19 protein-coding genes and 1 tRNA gene are annotated in these 16,667 nt (G+C 65.2%); 3 read left to right on the forward strand and 17 right to left on the reverse strand.

Annotated features, from left to right (window positions below; translation table 11 throughout):
• Positions 1-63: 63 nt before the first annotated feature.
• From AAC645_RS07445 to AAC645_RS07460, 4 genes are all read right to left on the reverse strand, one after another.
• Positions 64-303 (reverse strand): hypothetical protein, encoded by a 240-nt coding sequence (locus AAC645_RS07445; protein WP_340314963.1) that lies wholly within the window; start codon positions 301-303, stop codon positions 64-66.
• Positions 304-365: 62 nt separating this feature from the next.
• Complete coding sequence (locus tag AAC645_RS07450) at positions 366-2,300, reverse strand: potassium transporter Kup (protein WP_422785806.1); 1,935 nt, start codon at positions 2,298-2,300, stop codon at positions 366-368.
• A gap of 338 nt (positions 2,301-2,638) precedes the next feature.
• Positions 2,639-2,914, reverse strand: a complete 276-nt coding sequence (locus tag AAC645_RS07455; protein ID WP_340314964.1) for a hypothetical protein — start codon at positions 2,912-2,914, stop codon at positions 2,639-2,641.
• Positions 2,915-2,932: 18 nt separating this feature from the next.
• The gene (locus tag AAC645_RS07460) at positions 2,933-3,130 is read right to left on the reverse strand and encodes an Lrp/AsnC ligand binding domain-containing protein (protein ID WP_340314965.1); all 198 of its coding nucleotides are present in this window, start codon (positions 3,128-3,130) and stop codon (positions 2,933-2,935) included.
• Positions 3,131-3,191: 61 nt separating this feature from the next.
• On the opposite strand from AAC645_RS07460, the gene ald reads away from it, so the two are divergent.
• Positions 3,192-4,289, forward strand: coding sequence for an alanine dehydrogenase (gene ald, locus AAC645_RS07465; protein ID WP_340314966.1), 1,098 nt, complete (start codon positions 3,192-3,194; stop codon positions 4,287-4,289).
• 276 nt (positions 4,290-4,565) lie between these two features.
• On the opposite strand, the gene AAC645_RS07470 is transcribed toward ald, so the two are convergent.
• From AAC645_RS07470 to AAC645_RS07515, 10 genes are all read right to left on the reverse strand, one after another.
• Positions 4,566-4,994, reverse strand: coding sequence for a hypothetical protein (locus AAC645_RS07470; RefSeq protein WP_340314967.1), 429 nt, complete (start codon positions 4,992-4,994; stop codon positions 4,566-4,568).
• A 171-nt stretch (positions 4,995-5,165) separates the two neighbouring features.
• A complete protein-coding gene (locus AAC645_RS07475) occupies positions 5,166-5,792 on the reverse strand; it encodes a tetratricopeptide repeat protein (RefSeq protein ID WP_340314968.1) in 627 nt (208 codons plus the stop codon).
• On the reverse strand, positions 5,792-6,139 hold the full coding sequence (locus AAC645_RS07480; RefSeq protein ID WP_340315190.1) for a cytochrome c-type biogenesis protein: 348 nt from the start codon (positions 6,137-6,139) through the stop codon (positions 5,792-5,794). Before AAC645_RS07480 ends, AAC645_RS07475 begins: the two co-directional genes overlap by 1 nt.
• Positions 6,140-6,387: 248 nt before the next feature.
• Positions 6,388-6,915 carry a DsbE family thiol:disulfide interchange protein gene (locus AAC645_RS07485; RefSeq protein ID WP_340314969.1) on the reverse strand — a complete coding sequence of 176 codons (528 nt, stop codon included), beginning with the start codon at positions 6,913-6,915 and terminating at the stop codon, positions 6,388-6,390.
• A complete protein-coding gene (locus AAC645_RS07490) occupies positions 6,912-8,837 on the reverse strand; it encodes a heme lyase CcmF/NrfE family subunit (RefSeq protein ID WP_340314970.1) in 1,926 nt (641 codons plus the stop codon). The genes AAC645_RS07485 and AAC645_RS07490 overlap by 4 nt, the downstream gene beginning before the upstream one ends.
• Entirely contained in the window at positions 8,834-9,328 is a 495-nt protein-coding gene (gene ccmE / locus AAC645_RS07495; RefSeq protein ID WP_340314972.1) for a cytochrome c maturation protein CcmE, read from the reverse strand. The genes AAC645_RS07490 and ccmE overlap by 4 nt, the downstream gene beginning before the upstream one ends.
• The gene (locus tag AAC645_RS07500; protein ID WP_340314973.1) at positions 9,328-9,459 is read right to left on the reverse strand and encodes a hypothetical protein; all 132 of its coding nucleotides are present in this window, start codon (positions 9,457-9,459) and stop codon (positions 9,328-9,330) included. The genes ccmE and AAC645_RS07500 overlap by 1 nt, the downstream gene beginning before the upstream one ends.
• A 13-nt stretch (positions 9,460-9,472) precedes the next feature.
• Positions 9,473-10,189: a heme ABC transporter permease CcmC gene (ccmC, locus tag AAC645_RS07505; RefSeq protein WP_340314974.1), complete on the reverse strand. Its 717-nt coding sequence runs from the start codon at positions 10,187-10,189 to the stop codon at positions 9,473-9,475.
• A gap of 232 nt (positions 10,190-10,421) precedes the next feature.
• Positions 10,422-11,471 carry a Glu/Leu/Phe/Val family dehydrogenase gene (locus AAC645_RS07510; RefSeq protein ID WP_340314975.1) on the reverse strand — a complete coding sequence of 350 codons (1,050 nt, stop codon included), beginning with the start codon at positions 11,469-11,471 and terminating at the stop codon, positions 10,422-10,424.
• A gap of 85 nt (positions 11,472-11,556) precedes the next feature.
• Positions 11,557-11,633, reverse strand: a tRNA-His gene (locus tag AAC645_RS07515).
• A gap of 150 nt (positions 11,634-11,783) precedes the next feature.
• On the opposite strand from AAC645_RS07515, the gene AAC645_RS07520 reads away from it, so the two are divergent.
• Complete coding sequence (locus tag AAC645_RS07520; protein WP_340314977.1) at positions 11,784-12,197, forward strand: RrF2 family transcriptional regulator; 414 nt, start codon at positions 11,784-11,786, stop codon at positions 12,195-12,197.
• Between the two features lie 218 nt (positions 12,198-12,415).
• The gene (locus AAC645_RS07525) at positions 12,416-12,649 is read left to right on the forward strand and encodes a hypothetical protein (RefSeq protein WP_340314978.1); all 234 of its coding nucleotides are present in this window, start codon (positions 12,416-12,418) and stop codon (positions 12,647-12,649) included.
• Positions 12,650-12,736: 87 nt separating this feature from the next.
• Here AAC645_RS07525 and AAC645_RS07530 read toward each other — a convergent pair whose 3' ends face one another.
• The 3 genes from AAC645_RS07530 to ligD all read right to left on the reverse strand — a co-directional run bounded on the left by AAC645_RS07530 (position 12,737) and on the right by ligD (position 16,667).
• The gene (locus AAC645_RS07530; protein WP_340314980.1) at positions 12,737-13,591 is read right to left on the reverse strand and encodes an SDR family oxidoreductase; all 855 of its coding nucleotides are present in this window, start codon (positions 13,589-13,591) and stop codon (positions 12,737-12,739) included.
• Between the two features lie 43 nt (positions 13,592-13,634).
• Positions 13,635-13,976 carry an antibiotic biosynthesis monooxygenase family protein gene (locus AAC645_RS07535; RefSeq protein WP_340314981.1) on the reverse strand — a complete coding sequence of 114 codons (342 nt, stop codon included), beginning with the start codon at positions 13,974-13,976 and terminating at the stop codon, positions 13,635-13,637.
• Positions 13,977-14,147: 171 nt separating this feature from the next.
• Complete coding sequence (ligD, locus tag AAC645_RS07540) at positions 14,148-16,667, reverse strand: DNA ligase D (RefSeq protein ID WP_340314982.1); 2,520 nt, start codon at positions 16,665-16,667, stop codon at positions 14,148-14,150.

Raw genomic sequence — 16,667 nt, forward strand, 5'->3', positions numbered from 1 at the left:
GTTATCCGCTCATCCTGAGTGGAACAGGCTCTATCATGCGTAGTCCGCCTGTGCCTACACTCTTCAGGCGGCGTTGCTGACCGTCTTGACGAAGCACATGCCCTCGCGGCCATCCCAGCTCATCGGTAGGCACTCGATGATCGAATCGGGTTTCTGCGCCAGCACCTGGAGGCGCGCTTCATCGCGCCATATGGTGCGGGCATAGCCGGGGAACTCGCCCATCGCGCTCCATGCCTGGCCGGCGCCGGCCGCCAGCCGCACTGCGATGTCATCGAGGGGGATGGTGTCGATCTTCTTGCTCATGATCCGCGTCTACGAGCCCGGCGAGCAGCCCGCTGTTGCAAAGATCACAGACTGTAAAATGCCTAGATTTCCACTTGGCTGCCCAGCTCGACCACGCGGTTCGTGGGCAGCTTGAAGAACTCCATCGCGCTTTCCGCGTTGCGCAGCATCCAGGAGAACAGCTTCTCGCGCCAGATCGCCATGCCGGGCCGCGCCGATGCCAGCAATGTCTGCCGCGCCAGGAAGAAGCTCGTGTCCATCATCTTGAAGTCGGCGCCGCAGCTCTTGGTCTGGGCGAGCACCCCGGGCACGTCGGGATCCTCCATGAAGCCGTAGTTGATCACCATCCGGTAGAAGCCCTGGCCGAGATCGGCGAACTCCATCCGCTGGGTGGAGACGACATAAGGGACGTCCGCGATCCTGACGGTGAGCAGGATGACCCGCTCGTGCAGCACCTTGTTGTGCTTGAGATTGTGGAGCAGCGCATGCGGCACGCCCTGCGCCTGCGAGGTCATGAACACCGCGGTGCCGGGCACCCGCACCGCCGAGCTCACCGCCGACTGGACGAACACCTTCACCGGCATCGCCGCCTCGCGCAGCCGGTCGATCATCAGCGCACGGCCCCGCGCCCAGGTTGTCAACATCGTGAAGGCGATGAAGCCGATCAGCAGCGGGAACCAGCCGCCATTGGGCACCTTGGTCAGGTTGGCGCCGAAATAGGCCAGATCGACCAAGCCGAATATCGCGATCAGCGGCGCGGCGAGCCACTTGTTCCATCCCCACAGGTGGATCAGCACCACCGCGATCAGGCAGGTGTCGATCGCCATCGCCCCGGTCACCGCGATGCCATAGGCGGCGGCGAGGTTCGACGAGGTGCGGAACGAGATGACCAGCAGGATCACCATCACCATCAGGCCCCAGTTGATCGCCGGGATGTAGATCTGCCCGATCGACCCGGCGCTGGTGTGGGTGATGCGCAGGCGCGGGATGAAGCCGAGCTGGATCGCCTGCTGGGTCACCGAGAAGGCGCCCGAGATCACCGCCTGGCTCGCAATCACGGTCGCCATCGTCGCGAGGATCACCAGGGGCAGGCGGAGCATCTCGGGGGCGAGCAGGAAGAAGGGATTGTGGATGGTGTGGAGCGCGGTCGCCATGTCCTGAGACAGGATCATCGCGCCCTGACCGAGATAATTGAGCATCAGCGCGGGCAGCACGAACACCAGCCAGGAAAGCCCGATCGGCTTGCGCCCGAAATGCCCCATATCGGCGTAAAGCGCCTCGGCGCCGGTGACGGCCAGCACCACCGACCCCATCGCCAGGAATGCCATGCGGCCCTCGCTGAGGAAGAACTGGACCGCATACCAGGGGTTCAGCGCGATCAGGACATGCGGGTTGCCCAGGATGTGCGAGACGCCGAGCACACCCAGCACGGTGAAATAGACCAGCATGATCGGCCCGAACAGCAGCCCGACCTTGGCGGTGCCCCGCGCCTGGATCGCGAACAGGCCGATCAGGATGCCCACCGACAGCGGCGTCACCATCGGCGCGAAGCCGGCCTCCACCGTCGTCAGCCCCTCGACTGCGGACAGCACCGAGATCGCCGGGGTGATCATGCTGTCGCCGTAGAAGAGCGCAGTGGCGAACACGCCGAGCAGGACGATGCCCTTGCTCCAGCGCCGCCCTTCCGACTTGCGGTTGATCAGCGCGAGCAGCGCCAGGCTGCCGCCCTCGCCCTTGTTGTCGGCGCGCATGATGATCGCGACATATTTGAACGTCACCACCAGCATCATCGACCAGAAGATCAGGCTGAGCACACCAAGGATGTGCAATTCGTCGGGCGGCAGTGGGTGATGGCCGGCAAAGGTTTCGCGGAAGGCGTAGAGCGGGCTGGTGCCGATATCGCCGAACACCACGCCGATGGCGCCCACCACCATCGCTCCCATGCTGCCATGGCCATGGGCGGCCGGCACCGGAGACGCAAGCGCCCCCTCTGCGCCGGCTGGCGTGCCGCTGGTCATGCGAGGGTGGACTTCATGTGAACAATGCCCATGTGGAGCGCCCTGGTCCCCCCAACGGCGCATAGCGGCGGGCAACTAGCATTTGTTCCCCGGCCCCGCAACACGACGCCGGAAAAGGCGAGGATAATCGGCTGAACGCGCGCATCCTTCCATACTCGTCAGCCCGACGAAAGTCGGGACCCATACCCGCCAAAATGAAGAGGAAATGCTGGGCTATTCGACCATATCCGCTGCATTGCGGCTATGGGTCCCGACCTTCGTCGGGATGACGGTGTGGGGAGGCCAGGGCACTGGCGTAAACGACTGTCGGCCGCGTTCGCACCCTGCCCGGGAGCAGCTCAGCTCCCCGACGGCGGCAAGGAACTGCTCTCCAGTTCGACGATGTCGACGTCATAGCCGGTCCAGCCCCGGTTGGCGGCGGCATCGGCGGTAGCGCTCCGCTTCTTCTTCGCCTCTGCGAGCGACTTGCTGTGCCCCCAGAAAACTTCGGTCTTCCCGTTGCCCAGCCGCGCGACGATCCGCCAATAATGGGTGAATTCGACCGCCGTGGGACCGATCGTCTTGATCGTGCCGTCCGGCAGTCTCGCCGTCAGGTACATCTTCTTCCTGGCCATCCGCCACCGGCTCCCGCCCTAATCTTCCGCCACCAGCGTCCGGATCGTGAACAGCGTCACCAGCCCCAGCACGCCGGGCAGCACCGACAATATCTCGCGATGGACACGCTCATAGCTGTCATCCTCGGGAATCAGAACCTTGATCAGATGATCGGACTGCCCGCTGAGCAGATAAGCCAACGCAAATTTATTGCGGGAGAGGTTCGCATCGTCCAACCTTCGCAAACTTTTCCTGCACCGGAAGCGTTATGATCCGCGACCGGCTTCGGAGGCAGCGATGCGGATCGGCGTTCCCAAGGAAATCAAGAACCATGAGTATCGCGTCGGCCTGACCCCCGCCTCGGTCGCCGAACTGGTCGCGGCCGGCCATGACGTCGTCGTCCAGACCGGCGCCGGCCTCGGCATCGACTTCGGCGACCAGGATTATCGCGATGTCGGCGCCACCATCGTCGCCGATGCGCCGGCGGTGTTCGCGAGCGCCGACCTGATCGTCAAGGTCAAGGAGCCGCAGCCATCGGAGATCGCGCTGCTGCAGCCGCACCAGACCCTCTTCACCTATCTGCACCTCGCGGCCGACAAGCCGCAGGCCGAAGGTCTGATGGCATCGGGCGCGACCTGCATCGCCTATGAGACGGTCACCTCGCGCTCCGGCGCGCTGCCGCTGCTGAAGCCGATGTCCGAAGTTGCCGGACGCATGTCGATCCAGGTCGGCGCGCATTATCTGGAGAAGGAACAGGGCGGCCGCGGCGTGCTGCTGGGCGGCGTGCCCGGCGTGGCCCCGGCGAGGGTTGCGATCCTGGGCGGCGGTGTCGCCGGGATCAACGCCGCGCAGATGGCGGTCGGGCAGCGCGCCGACGTGACCATCTACGACATCAACAATGATCGCCTTGCCGAACTCGACATGCATTTCGGCAGCCAGATCAAGACCGCCTATGCCAGCAAGGCTGCCATCGCAGCCGCCGTCTCCCGCGCCCATCTGGTGATCGGCGCCGTGCTGGTGCCGGGCGCAGCCGCGCCCAAACTGGTCACCCGGGAGATGCTCAAGACGATGAAGCGCGGCTCGGTGCTCGTCGATATCGCCATCGACCAGGGCGGCTGCTTCGAAACCAGCCATCCGACCACCCACGACGATCCGGTGTTCGAGGTCGAGGGCGTGATCCACTATTGCGTGGCGAACATGCCCGGAGCCGTCGCCCGCACATCGGCCTTCGCGCTGAACAACGCGACGCTGCCGTTCGTGCTGAAGCTCGCGAACCTCGGCGCCGAACAGGCGATGGCGGCCGATCCGCACCTGGCGGCCGGGCTTAATGTTTCAGGCGGCAAGATCCGTCACCAGGCCGTGGCCGAGGCGCTCGACCTGCCGTTCACGGCCTGATCGCCAGTTCCTCCCTGCCCCGGGGAGGATAGGGAGAGGGGCCGGTCCAGCCCCCCTGTCGGGCCGACGCGCGGTCCCCCCTGCGCGCCCTCTCCCGCAAAAGCTGGAGCGGCCGATCCGAAATCCAACGGTTCGGTCGCTCCAGAACTCGGCAGCGCCAAACGCTCGGCCGTCATCCTGAACTTGTTTCAGGATCCACCCCGCCACGCGGGACTGCCGGAGAATATGGGTGCGAGCCGCTAAGCGGGAGTGACCGAGATTCGTGAAAAGCGGTCATTACATGATCATGCCACCCGATAGCCGTCCGTTTCGAACGCGGCCGCACTTCCAGTCATAAACTCCCAAGCGCGAAGATAATGCTTGCTGCTTGCTCAGTGCAGCGGCTCGAAAACCGCCCTGCTTTGCGCTGATTTTTCCATGAAAGAGAATCATGCTTGAATCGTCGATGAAGTGCTGAGGAGACGGATTCGGGAGCGGATCGTGAAAGGTCGCTTCAAACTGATCAAGTAGTTGATTTGCTCGCCTATATTTATGGGTGGCTATAGCTTCCTCCGCGTGCCGCATAAGGGAGCGGCTACGCGCAACGCTCGCGTTATCGACGCACCTCCGAGGACTGGCCCGCGACGCCATTACCGTGGTCGGGCAGAACATCAGGCTCGCAGCGCAGACCATCCAACCAAGCGCAATGATTTTCACACTGGCCACCAAACATCCTCCCAGTTCCAGAGTGGCCATCAAGCATAGTGCCCGCAGGGGGTCGGAAACCGCCATTCCGCTTCACATGTTCGACTTGCAAGAACCGCCTGATCGAGCTCAAGTCTCCCGGTGGATGCGGAAACAAGTTCAGCATGACGTCGGAATATACCTCTTGGCCCCTCAGCGCATCCCCTGCTTCATCCGCTCGATCTCGAGCAGCCGCTGTTCGAGCTCGGGCCGGAAGGAGGCATTGGCGGGGCTGCGGTCGAGCAGCGCGCGCCAGACCGTCTCGGCCCGGTCGAGTTGGCCGGCCTGAGCATAGGCCAGCCCCATGAAGAAAGGCGGCCCCGGATGATCCGGCGCGATCGCCGCGGCGCGCTGGAAGGCGAGCTGCGCGGCCGGCGACATCATTCCGCCGCCATGGATCACCAGTTCGTTGCCCAGCCCCACCCAGAGGTCCGCGCTTTGTGGCCGCTTTTCGAGCCCGTTCTTGATGATCGCGATGGCATAAAGGGTGAGGCCCTGGCTCTGCAGGCCATCGGCGCTGCGCAGCACGTCGGCATCGCTGCCGATCTTGCTGAACATCTTCTGGCGTTCGACCGCGGCCTCGTTGTCCGGCGTCCTGACTTCGGCGGGCGGCGGGGTCGGCTTGCCCGATAAGCCGGGACTGCCCTGCCACGCATAGCCGGCGACGGCGAGGAACAGGGCCGCCGCAACCAGTTCGATGCCGCCCTTGGGAAGCTTGCCGAAGCGCCACAGCAGCCCGACGACGATCAGCGCCATGAACAGGAAAATCAGCCAGCCCATCAGCTCTTCCTCCGGCGCTTCAGCCGTCCGCTCACAATCCACAGACCGAAAGCGAGAAATATCACCGGCAGCGCATAAAGCGGCCAGGTCAGCGCATCGAGCGGCGGCGTGTAGCTGACCCAGTCGCCATAGCGCTCGATCAGCCATTTGCGGATCGCCTCGGGCTTCTCGCCTGCCGCGATCCGGGTGCGGATTAGCGCGCGCATGTCGCCCGCCATCTCGGCCTCCGAATCGGCGATCGACTGCCCCTGGCAGACAAGGCAGCGGATCGTCTCCATCAGCGCCTTGGCCTTCGCCTCCTGCGCGCGATCGGGAAGCTGCTCGTTCGCATATTTCGCGGCCGGCATCAGCGAATCGGCGAGGAGAGGCGAGGAGAGGAAGAGCGCGAGCGCGATCCCAATTCCTCCCCTGAACGCGGCAATCGGATCCGCATATCGTCTTGCGAAACCGCCGCTTCTTTTGATCGTCATCCCAGCGAAAGCTGGGATCTCAGGAGGATATGCGCGCGCCCTCAACCTCACGAAACCCCAGCTTTCGCTGGGATGACGCAATTTGAGGAGAAGATGCGTGAATGCCATAGGAACGGGGAAGCGCCTCATCGTGCCGCCGCCAGCGCCGACATCATGCCCGGCACATCCTCGGCCTTGATGTCGCCGATATGCTGCATCCGGATGATCCCCCTGCCATCGACCAGGAAGGTTTCCGGCACGCCCGAAGAGCCCAGCGCGATCTGGACGCTGCTGTTGGCGTCGCCGCCGATCGCCCTATAGGGATCGCCGTTGCGCTGCAGGAAACGGGACAGGTCCTCCGCGCGGTCGCGGATAGCGATGCCGTAGATCGGCGCGCCCGCGTCGGCCAGTTGCTTGAGCTGCGGCGCCTCCGAGATACACGGCAGGCACCAGCTGGCGAACACGTTGACGAGATGCGGTTCGCCACTGGCCAGCGCCTCGCTGTTCAGGCCCGGCTTGCCCGGCAGCGCCGCCGGCAGCGCGAAGCCCGGCATCGGCTTGCCCACCAGCTTGGATGGGATCGTCTTGCTCTCCGGGCTGATCAGCCCCCCCGCGAACACGCCGAGGAAAACGAGGAACAGCCCTAGCGGCAGCCAGATCAGCAGCTTTCTCATATATACTCGCGCGGCGGCGCATGCCGCATCTCGCGGCGAACCCGGCCGATCAGCGACAGGAAGCCGCCGAAAGCGACCATCGCGCCGCCCAGCCAGATCAGCGTGACGAACGGCTTCCACCATAGCCGCAGCTGCCAGCGGCCATCATCGTCGGGCTTGCCGACCACGACATAAAGCTGTCCGTCGAGAACGGTGGTGATCGCCGCCTCGTTGGTTTCGGTCTGCGGCGAGGGGAAGCTGCGCGTTTCGGGATGCAGCGTGAACGGCTGGTTGTCGCCGCGCTGCGCGGTCACCGTGGCTGCGACCGCGGTATAGTTCGGTCCGGCGACAGGCTCGACGCCGTCGAGCCGGATCGTATAGGGCCCGACGCGGTGGACCTCGCCGACGCGGGCGGCGACCAGCGTCTCCTGGTTGAACGCGCTTTCGGAGGCCATGCCGGCAAGGGCAACGGCGATGCCGAGATGCGCGACCACCATGCCATATATATAGAGCGGCGTGCGGCGCAGGTTGCGCTTCCACAGAGGCGCGAGGCTGGCGAGCGCCACGCCCGCGGCCGCGACCAGCCCGAGCAGCGGCAGGATGCGGATGCCCGGCGCCAGCAGCACCACCGCCAACAACGCCAATGCGGAGAGCAGCAGCGGCGGCGCAAGCCGCAGCAGCGTGAGCTTGAGGTCGTCGCGCCGCCACTTCATGATCGGCCCCGCCGACATCACCAGCACCAGGATCAGGGCGAGCGGTCCAGCCGCGCTGTTGAAATAGGGCGGGCCAACCGACAGCTTTTCGCCGGTCACCGCCTCGGCCACCAGCGGATAGAGCGTGCCCACGAGCACGATGCCAAGGATCGCCGACAGCAGCAGGTTGTTGATGACCAGCGATCCCTCGCGGCTGACCGCATCGAAACGCGATCCCTCGCGCACCGTGCCGACGCGCAGGGCGAACAGCGCCAGTGCCCCGCCAATATAGATGGCGAGCAGCGCAAGGATGAAGGAGCCCCGCCGCGGATCGACCGCGAAGGCGTGGACGCTGGTGAGGATGCCCGAGCGGACCAGGAAGGTGCCGACCATCGACATCGAGAAGGCGACCACCGCCAGCATCACCGTCCAGGCGCGGAGGCCTTCGCGGGTTGCAAGCACCGTCACCGAATGGAGCAGGGCGGTGGCGGCGAGCCACGGCATCAGCGATGCATTCTCGACCGGGTCCCAGAACCACCAGCCGCCCCAGCCCAGCTCATAATAGGCCCAGTAGCTGCCGGCGGTGATGCCGAGCGTCAGCAATATCCAGGCGCCGAGCACCCAGGGCCGCATCGCCCGCGCGAACGCCGCGCCGACATCGCGCGTTACCAGTGCACCGACCGCAAAGGAGAAAGCCACCGACAGGCCGACATAGCCCAGGTAAAGCGTCGGCGGATGGAAGGCGAGGCCGGGATCCTGCAGCAGCGGATTGAGGCCCTGCCCTTCGGCCGGCGCCGGGTTCAGTCGCGCGAACGGGTTCGAGGCGAACAGCAGGAAGGCGTAGAAGCCGAGGCCGATCGCCGCCTGCGCCGCCAGCGTGGCGATCAGCGTCCGTTCGTTGAGCCGCCGCTCGAACAGCGCGACCGCGCCGCCCGCCACGGCCAGGATCGTCACCCACATCAGCATCGAGCCTTCGTGGTTTCCCCAGGTGCCGGCGAATTTATACAGCAGCGGCTTGGTGGAGGCGTCATTGGCCGCGACCAGCGCCACCGACAGGTCGACCGTCACGAACAGCCAGATCAGCGCAAGAAAGGCGACCGCAGTCAGACCCGCCTGCACCAGCGCGATCGGCCGAACCGCACCGAGCAGATCGCTGCGTCCGCTCGCCACCCCCATCGCGCCGAGCACGAGTTGCAGCGCAGCAAGCGCCGCGGCCAACCACAAGGCGGCCAATCCTGCTTCGGCGATCACTTCTGCACCTTCTGCTGGTCGCCGCCCGGCTGGCCACTGCCGCTCTGGCCGTCCGCCTCCAGGCTCTCAGTCTTGTGCATCTCGCCGGCCACCTGCGGCGGCATGTAGCGCTCGTCATGCTTGGCGAGGATGTTGGTCGCGACGAAGCCGCCATCGGGCCGGAAGCTGCCCTCCGCCACCACGCCCGAATCCTCCTTGAACAGATCGGGCACGATGCCGGTGAAGCGCACCGGCACGGTTTCGGCATTGTCGGTGACGATGAAATCGATAGTGACGCCATCGGCCTGGCGCTTGATCGATCCCTTCTGCACCATCCCGCCCAGCCGAACCGCGCGGCCGGGCTCGACATGATCGCGCTTCGCGTCGGACGGCGTGTAGAAATAGGCGGCCTGATCCTTCAGCGCCGACATCGCGAGCAACGCCGCGCCGACGATCGCGACGAGCGCGAGCAGGGCCAGGATCAGCCGCTGGTTCTTGGCCTTGACCGCCATCAGTCGCGCCGGGTCAGCGCATCGGCCTGCCGCTCCGCGCGGCGCATGGCCGTGAAGCTGGCGATCGAAATGCCCAGGGTGCCGGTGATGGTGATCGCATAGGCCGCGATGATGAAGGGCCAGTGGTTCATGAGAATATCCGGTTCATTCCGCGGTCATCCGCTTGAGCCGTGCCACCACCTTGGCCTGCGCCAGCAGGGCGCGCATCCGCATCAGCACGATCGCGCCGAACAACAGGCTGAAGCCAAGCGCGGCGATCGGCAGCGGCCACAGGATCGAACCGTCGATGGTCGATCCGCTCAGGCCGATGCTCTGCCCCTGGTGCAGCGTGCGCCACCATTCGACCGAATAGTGGATCACCGGGATGTTGGCGGCGCCGACGACGCCGAATATCGCCGAGATGCGATCGTTGCTGCCGCGCTCCGCGCCCGCCGAAGCGAGGGCAATATAGGCGAGGTAGAGGAAGAACAGCACCAGCATCGAGGTCAGCCGGCCGTCCCATTCCCACCATGTGCCCCAGGTCGGCCGGCCCCAGATCGAACCGGTCACCAGACAGATCGCGGCGAACAGCGCACCCGGCACGGCAATCGCCCGCGCCGCGACCGCAGCCAGCGGATGGCGCCAGATCAGCTGCATCAGGCTGGCCATGGCGATGCCCGACCATCCCGCCATCCCCAGCCACGCTGCCGGGACATGGACATACATGATCCGCACGCTCTCCCCCTGGAGATAGTCGCGCGGCGTGACGAACAGGCCCGCATAGAGCGCGACGACGATCAGGACGGCGCCGGCCCAGCCGAGCCAGGGGGTCAGCGGGCGCGCGATCGACAGGAAACGGGCGGGGTTGGCGAAGATGTGCACGGAGGGTGGGGAATAAGGATCAATCGCGTAGACCGCAATGGGCCCTGGATCAGCCCGAGGGCAATCGGATCAATAGCGCGATCGGCTCTCCCCCACGCGTCATCCCGATGAAAATCGGGACCCGGACACGCTACGAAGAGGGCTGTGCCCTTATAGTGCGGCAATCTTGCTTGCTGCTCAGCGCATATAGATCCCGATTTTCATCGAGATGACGAACTTGGGGCAGGCAGGATCAGCCCCGCCCGATCAGCTTCATCGCCATCCGGTCGGCGACCACCGCCGCCGGCAGGTCCGCCGCCGCGCTCTCGGCCCAGATCTGGTCCAGCCGTTCGGGGATCTTCGCGACGCGCGCGTTCACCTCGGCCCGATCGCCCTGCCCCAGATATTCGAGCGCGACGTTGATAATGCCGCCGGCGTTGATCACATAGTCGGGTGCATAGAGGATGCCGCGGTCATGGATGCGGTCGGCGTCAGCCGGGGTGGCGAGCTGGTTGTTCGCACCGCCGGCCACGACCGGCGCCTGCAGGGCGGCGATCGACCGCTCGTCGAGGATCGCGCCGAGCGCGCAGGGGCTGAGTACGTCCGCCTCGACGGTCATGATCTCGCCGGCGCCGACCGCCACCGCGCCGAGTTCGGCGGCCAGCGCCTTGGCACGCTTGGCGTCTGCATCGGCAAGGGTGAGGCGCGCGCCGTCCTTCGCCAGCAGCCGGGCGAGTCCACCGCCCACGCTGCCGACGCCCTGGATCGCGACATGCACGCCGGCCGCGCTGTCCTTGCCGAGCGCGCGCGCAATCGCGGCGAGAACGCCCAGATAGATGCCTTGCGCAGTTGTCGGTCCCGGATCGCCGCCGGCGCTGCCCGCCGCAACCGGCAGGCCAGAGACGTGCTTCGTGGTCCGGGAGATCGCGACCATATCGGCGTCGCTCATGCCGACATCCTCGGCGGTGACATAACGGCCGCCCAGCGAATCGATCGCACGGCCGAATGCCGCCAGCATCTCCGGGGTCTTGGTGCGCAGCGCATCGGCCAGGATCACGCCCTTGCCGCCGCCCATCGGCAGGCCCGCCATCGCATTCTTGAAGCTCATTCCCCGCGACAGCCGCAACGCGTCGGTTATCGCGTCGGATGGATCGGCATAATGCCAGAACCGTGTGCCGCCGGCGCCCGGGCCGAGATGGGTCGAATGCAGCGCGATCACCGCCGTCAGGCCCGAAGCCGCATCCCGGAACAGATGCACGCCTTCGTGATCATCGAAATCGGGATAGGTCCAGGGAGCGGTCATGCCATTCTCGCGAAATTACATTACAGGCGAGCGCAATAATATTGTTAACGCTATATGGCTAGCGCCAAAGCAGCATCGCGAAAAATGGGGCGATCGACGGGGATTGAACCCGCAACCTCCGGTACCACAAACCGGCGCTCTAACCAATTGAGCTACGATCGCCACAGGGGACGCCCGCAGGCGTCGCCGATCCGGCGCTCCATAGGCAAAGGCCCCCCGAGACGCAAGCGGGTTACGCGCGCTCGTTAACTCTACCAAAGCATTATAGATGGGGTTGCCTCGCCTGCCCGCAGGTTCCACATAGGCATCACCGTGCTGTCCCAACGAACCCGCTATGCTATTCGCGCCCTCCTCCACCTGGGGGATCATTATGGCCAGGGCCCGATCCAGCTGGCGGAGATCGCCGACCGCCAGAATATTCCCGGCAAATTTCTGACGGTGATCCTCTCCGAAATGAAGCGGGCCGGCTTCGTCGAGACGATGCGCGGCAAGGAAGGCGGCTATTGGCTGTCGCGCCCCCCGAGCGAGATCACCTATGGCGACATCGTCCGTGCCACCCGCGGATCACTGGCGCTGGTGCCTTGTGCCGCGCGCCTTGCCTATGAACCGTGCGATCATTGCGTCGACGAAACGGAGTGCCGATTGCGCCGCGTGATGCTGTCGGTGCGCGACGAAACCGCCAATATTCTCGACCGGCTGTCGCTCGCCGAAACCGTTTCGATTTGAGCGACGGGCGCTGTCGGACGACGGCGCAACGATCCCCGATTTCTGCGGCGCTCGGCATGCCCGGCCGAGCCTGAACGCCTCGCGCAAACCTCTCCAGCTCACTGCTTAACCCTTCGATTCATGTCGATTTTCCGTTGACGGACTCTTCTTCAGCGTTATGTCAGCGGCAGGAACGGCATTCGAGCCGGGCCGATATAGATGCTATGGGAGCTGCTCGAATGAACAAGTTGACCCTCGTTTTGGTTGCCGCTGGCCTGATGTCGGTTGCAGCGTGCAGCAAGCAAACTCCGGCCGAAAACGCCGCCGACAACACGGCAGCTGCGCTTGAGAACCAGGCCGATGCGCTCGACAACGCCGCCGATGCAACCTCGAACGATGCGGCCGCCGCAAACCTCGAGAACGCAGCCGACGCAGCCGAGAACGCTGCTGACGCAGTCGAAGACAAGAAGTAATCGGCGGGCTCTTCGGAGCCGCCGTTACCAACAGGATGGGCGTCCCTTCGGGGGCGCCCATTTTGTTTGGGCTCGCGTGATCGCCCCCTACCCGTTGACGATCGTGCCACCGTTGGGATGCAGCACCTGCCCCGACATATAGCTTGAATCGTCACAGGCGAGGAACAGGAAGGCCGGTGCCACCTCATTGGGTTGTCCGGGCCGCCCCATCGGCGTGCTCTCGCCGAAATGCTCCAGTTTTTGCGAGCTGGCCCCGCCGAACGGGTTGAGCGGCGTCCAGATCGGCCCCGGCGCGACCGCATTGACGCGAATGCCCTCGCCGACGAGGTTTTCCGACAATGAGCGCGTGAAGGCGGTGATGGCGCCCTTGGTGCTCGAATAGTCGAGCAGCTCCCCGCTGCCCTGATACATCGTCACCGACGTGCAGTTGACGATCGTGGCGCCGGTCTTGAGGTACGGGCGCGCCGCCTGGGTCAGGAAGAACATCCCGAAGACATTCGTCTGGAAAGTGCGGCGGAGCTGCGCTTCGGTGATATCGGTGATGTCCTTGTCCGGATGCTGCTCACCGGCATTGTTCACGAGAATATCGAGCCGGCCGAGGCTGTCGATCACCTCTGCGACGGCGCGGTCGCAGAAATCCTTGTCGCCGATGTCGCCGGCGATCCGTACCGCCCGGCGTCCTTCGCCATGGACGATCTCCTCGGTCTTGCGGGCATCCTCATGCTCGCAGAGGTACAGGATCGCGATGTCCGCCCCCTCGCGCGCATAGAGCGCGGCCACCGCTCGGCCGATGCCGCTGTCCGCACCGGTAATCAGCGCGACCTTGCCCTGGAGCCGGCCGGAACCGGGATAACGCGGCACCCAGTCGGGCTTGGGTTCCAGGTCGGCCTCCCGCCCGGGAAGCTGATCCTCGTGGACCATCGGCTGCGGCTCGTCGGTCATGGCTCTCTCCTTTCGCGTTCAAACGAAAGGGAAACCTGCCGGTTCAGTCCGTTGCGGGCACAGCGCGGCGGGTGGTGAGGCGATCACTCACCACTTCCATTTGGAAGATCGGATCGGCATCCGGCGGCACCTCGGCGACCGCATCGACGAAGGCGGCGCGCGTCTCGGGATCGTCATAGACCATCTTGAGGTCGAACGCCTTGCGCCAGGTCGCCTCGTCCGGCCACTCGGCATAACCGACGAACCGGCCATCGCCGTCGCGATGCAGGCGCGAGCCATAGCTGCCGTAGATTTCACGGATCAGGTCGGTGCCGCGCGCCCAGGCGCGGACGAACTGCTCCTCCTTGCCGGGATGGACCCGCCACCAATAGACCGCGACGAACATGTTCGATCCTCCCTGGCAACACCCTTCATCTACCCCAACCGTAATTCCCGTACCCCCAACCGTCATTCCCGCGAAGGCGGGAATCCATGGACGGCGGAACATCCCGTCAAAACGTCCCGCTTCCGTGGATCCCCCTTTCGCGAGGATGACGATGAAGGAGAGCGCATTGGCTCATACATCCGGCAACAGCTGCTCCGCCTGCCCCCATCCCTTCAACGCCTTGGACGATCCGCGTTCCAGCAGTTTCTGTGCATCCCGAATCGTGAAGGCGCTCGCCTTGTCGAAGCTGTCGAGCTCGTCCCAGCTGATCGGCGCCGCCACCGGCGCATTCTCCCGTGCCCGCGCGCCATAGGCGACCACTGCGGTCGCGCCGCGCTGGTTGCGCAGATAATCGATGAAGATGCGGCCCACCCGCTTCGCCTTGGCCATGTTGGCGACGAACCGCTCGGGTTCCGACTGCGCCAGCGCCTCGGCGAAGCGATGGGAAAAGTCCTTCACCGCCGGCCACTCCGCCTCCGGCGTCAGCGGCACGACGACATGGACGCCCTTGCCGCCCGACAGCATCGCGAAGCTGACCAGCCCGATGTCGGCCAGCATCGACCGGATATCCTGCGCCGCCTTCTTCACATCGCCGAAGTCGAGCCCGACATCGGGATCGAGATCGAAGATCATCCGGTCGGGCTTTTCGATGTCCGCGATCCGCGATCCCCAGCCGTGGAACTCGATCGTGCCCATCTGGACACAGGCGAGCAGCCCCGCGACATCCTCGACATAGAGATAATCCTCGGTGCTGCCGTCCTTCTCGCGCACCGGGATGTGGTGGACATATTCACCGAAACTGCCGGAATCATGCTTCTGGAAGAAGCATTGCTTGCCGCGGCCCTGCGGACAGCGGACCAGACTGATCGGCCGCCGCGCCGCCCATGGCAGGATCAAGGGCCCGATCGCCTGATAATAAGCGGCCAGGTCGCCTTTGGTCGCCTTCGCCTCCGGAAAGATCACCCGGTCGGGATTGCTGATCATGACCAGCGGTGCCTCGGCGACGGCCTGCGCCACCGGCACCGGCTCCTCGCGCGTCACCTCCTCGGCCTTCTTGTCCGATCGCAGGCCGATGAAACTGGCATGGCGCAGCACATCGTCATGGGTGAACTCCGCGAAGGCGATCTCGGCGACGAGGTCGGGCTTGACCCAATGCGCCCCCCGCGCCTCCGCGCGCGGCACCGGCGCGGCGGGTGACGTCGCCTCGCGCTCCGCGAATTTCTCCGCAAGCATCTCCATGCTGTCCTGGTTGAAGCCGGTGCCGACCTTGCCGGCATAGACGAGCTTGCCGTCCTTATACTGGGCCAGCAGCAGCGCGCGAAACCGGCGGCTGCTGGCGCTGCTGCTCGACCAGCCGATGATGACGAACTCCTGCCGCCGCGTGCATTTGACCTTGAGCCAGTTGTTCGTCCGTGCGCCGCGATAGGACGCATCGGCCTTTTTCGAGATGATGCCTTCCTGGCCCGCCTTGCACATCGCCTCGAACAGCCGCTCGCCCGACCCGATGACATGATCCGCATAATGAACCATCATGTTGTTGCCGGACAGCAGCCCTGCCAGTCGCGCCTTGCGCTCGACATTGCTCAAGCCGGTAAGGTCTTCGCCGTCGAGCGACAGCAGATCGAAGGCGAACAGCTCGAAGCCGCCGCCTTCGCCCTTGATGGCCTTCTGCAGGGCAGAAAAGCTCGGATTGCCCTTCTCGTCGGGACTGACGATCTCGCCGTCGATCAGCACCGGCGGCAGGTCGAGCTTCGCCACCGCCTCCGCCACCGGCGCGAATTTGTCCGTCCAGTCCAGCCCCGAGCGCGTATAGATCTTCACCCTGTCGCCCGCCGCCGCGACCAGGGCGCGATAGCCGTCGAACTTGATTTCATGGAGCCACTGGCTGCCGCTCGGTACATGGTCGACAAGCGTTGCCAGCTGCGGCTTCTGAAAGCCCGGCAGGTCGCCGCCGCCGCGCTTTTGCCGGCTCGCTCTCCCGCTCGGGCGCCTGCTCACCGCCTTGCTGTGCGCATCGGCCTCGGCCATCACCATGTCGAACGCCTTGCCGCGCTTGCCTTTCAGGCTGGTGCTGCCCTTCTTGTCGGCGGCGATCTCGGCCATCGTCCGCCCGGTCTTCACGCTGGTCAGCGCACGCGCGACCAGGTCGTCGCTGCCGCCCGCCTCTTCATCGTCGATCTTGCGCAGCAGCCAGTTCTCGTTGCGCTCGCCGGGCTTGCCCTTCATCCGCACCAGCAGCCATTCGCCCTTCATCCGCTCGCCTTCGAGCGTGAAGTGGAGATGGCCTTCGTCCAGGTCGCGCTCGCTCTTGCCTTCGATCGGCGCCCAATGGCCCTTGTCCCACAACATGACGGTGCCGCCGCCATATTCCCCTTCGGGGATGGTGCCCTCGAACTCAGCATAGGAGATCGGGTGATCCTCGGTGCGGACCGCCAGCCGGCGATCGTCGGGGTTGAGGCTCGGCCCGCGCGTCACCGCCCAGCTCTTCAGCACGCCGTCCATCTCCAGCCGGAAATCATAATGGAGCCGGGTCGCGTCATGCTTCTGGACGATGAAGCGATGCTTGTTCTCGCTGCCCAGCTTGCCTTCGGGCTCGGCGGTGCGCTTGAAGTCGCGCTTGCGATTATATTCGGAAAGGGTAGCGCGGCCCAT

This window comes from Rhizorhabdus argentea, from assembly GCF_037861105.1.
Classification (GTDB): Bacteria; Pseudomonadota; Alphaproteobacteria; order Sphingomonadales; family Sphingomonadaceae; genus Rhizorhabdus; species Rhizorhabdus argentea.

What these genes read in the sequence shown, in the direction of transcription:
- AAC645_RS07445 (WP_340314963.1), bottom strand. Translation starts at nt 303, where the DNA reads ATGAGCAAGAAGATCGACACCATCCCCCTCGATGACATCGCAGTGCGG.
- AAC645_RS07450 (WP_422785806.1), bottom strand. Translation starts at nt 2,300, where the DNA reads ATGACCAGCGGCACGCCAGCCGGCGCAGAGGGGGCGCTTGCGTCTCCG.
- AAC645_RS07455 (WP_340314964.1), bottom strand. Translation starts at nt 2,914, where the DNA reads ATGGCCAGGAAGAAGATGTACCTGACGGCGAGACTGCCGGACGGCACG.
- ald (WP_340314966.1), top strand. Translation starts at nt 3,192, where the DNA reads ATGCGGATCGGCGTTCCCAAGGAAATCAAGAACCATGAGTATCGCGTC.
- AAC645_RS07475 (WP_340314968.1), bottom strand. Translation starts at nt 5,792, where the DNA reads ATGGGCTGGCTGATTTTCCTGTTCATGGCGCTGATCGTCGTCGGGCTG.
- AAC645_RS07480 (WP_340315190.1), bottom strand. Translation starts at nt 6,139, where the DNA reads ATGCCGGCCGCGAAATATGCGAACGAGCAGCTTCCCGATCGCGCGCAG.
- AAC645_RS07485 (WP_340314969.1), bottom strand. Translation starts at nt 6,915, where the DNA reads ATGAGAAAGCTGCTGATCTGGCTGCCGCTAGGGCTGTTCCTCGTTTTC.
- ccmE (WP_340314972.1), bottom strand. Translation starts at nt 9,328, where the DNA reads ATGGCGGTCAAGGCCAAGAACCAGCGGCTGATCCTGGCCCTGCTCGCG.
- AAC645_RS07500 (WP_340314973.1), bottom strand. Translation starts at nt 9,459, where the DNA reads ATGAACCACTGGCCCTTCATCATCGCGGCCTATGCGATCACCATCACC.
- AAC645_RS07510 (WP_340314975.1), bottom strand. Translation starts at nt 11,471, where the DNA reads ATGACCGCTCCCTGGACCTATCCCGATTTCGATGATCACGAAGGCGTG.
- AAC645_RS07525 (WP_340314978.1), top strand. Translation starts at nt 12,416, where the DNA reads ATGAACAAGTTGACCCTCGTTTTGGTTGCCGCTGGCCTGATGTCGGTT.
- AAC645_RS07530 (WP_340314980.1), bottom strand. Translation starts at nt 13,591, where the DNA reads ATGACCGACGAGCCGCAGCCGATGGTCCACGAGGATCAGCTTCCCGGG.
- AAC645_RS07535 (WP_340314981.1), bottom strand. Translation starts at nt 13,976, where the DNA reads ATGTTCGTCGCGGTCTATTGGTGGCGGGTCCATCCCGGCAAGGAGGAG.
- ligD (WP_340314982.1), bottom strand. Translation starts at nt 16,667, where the DNA reads ATGGGCCGCGCTACCCTTTCCGAATATAATCGCAAGCGCGACTTCAAG.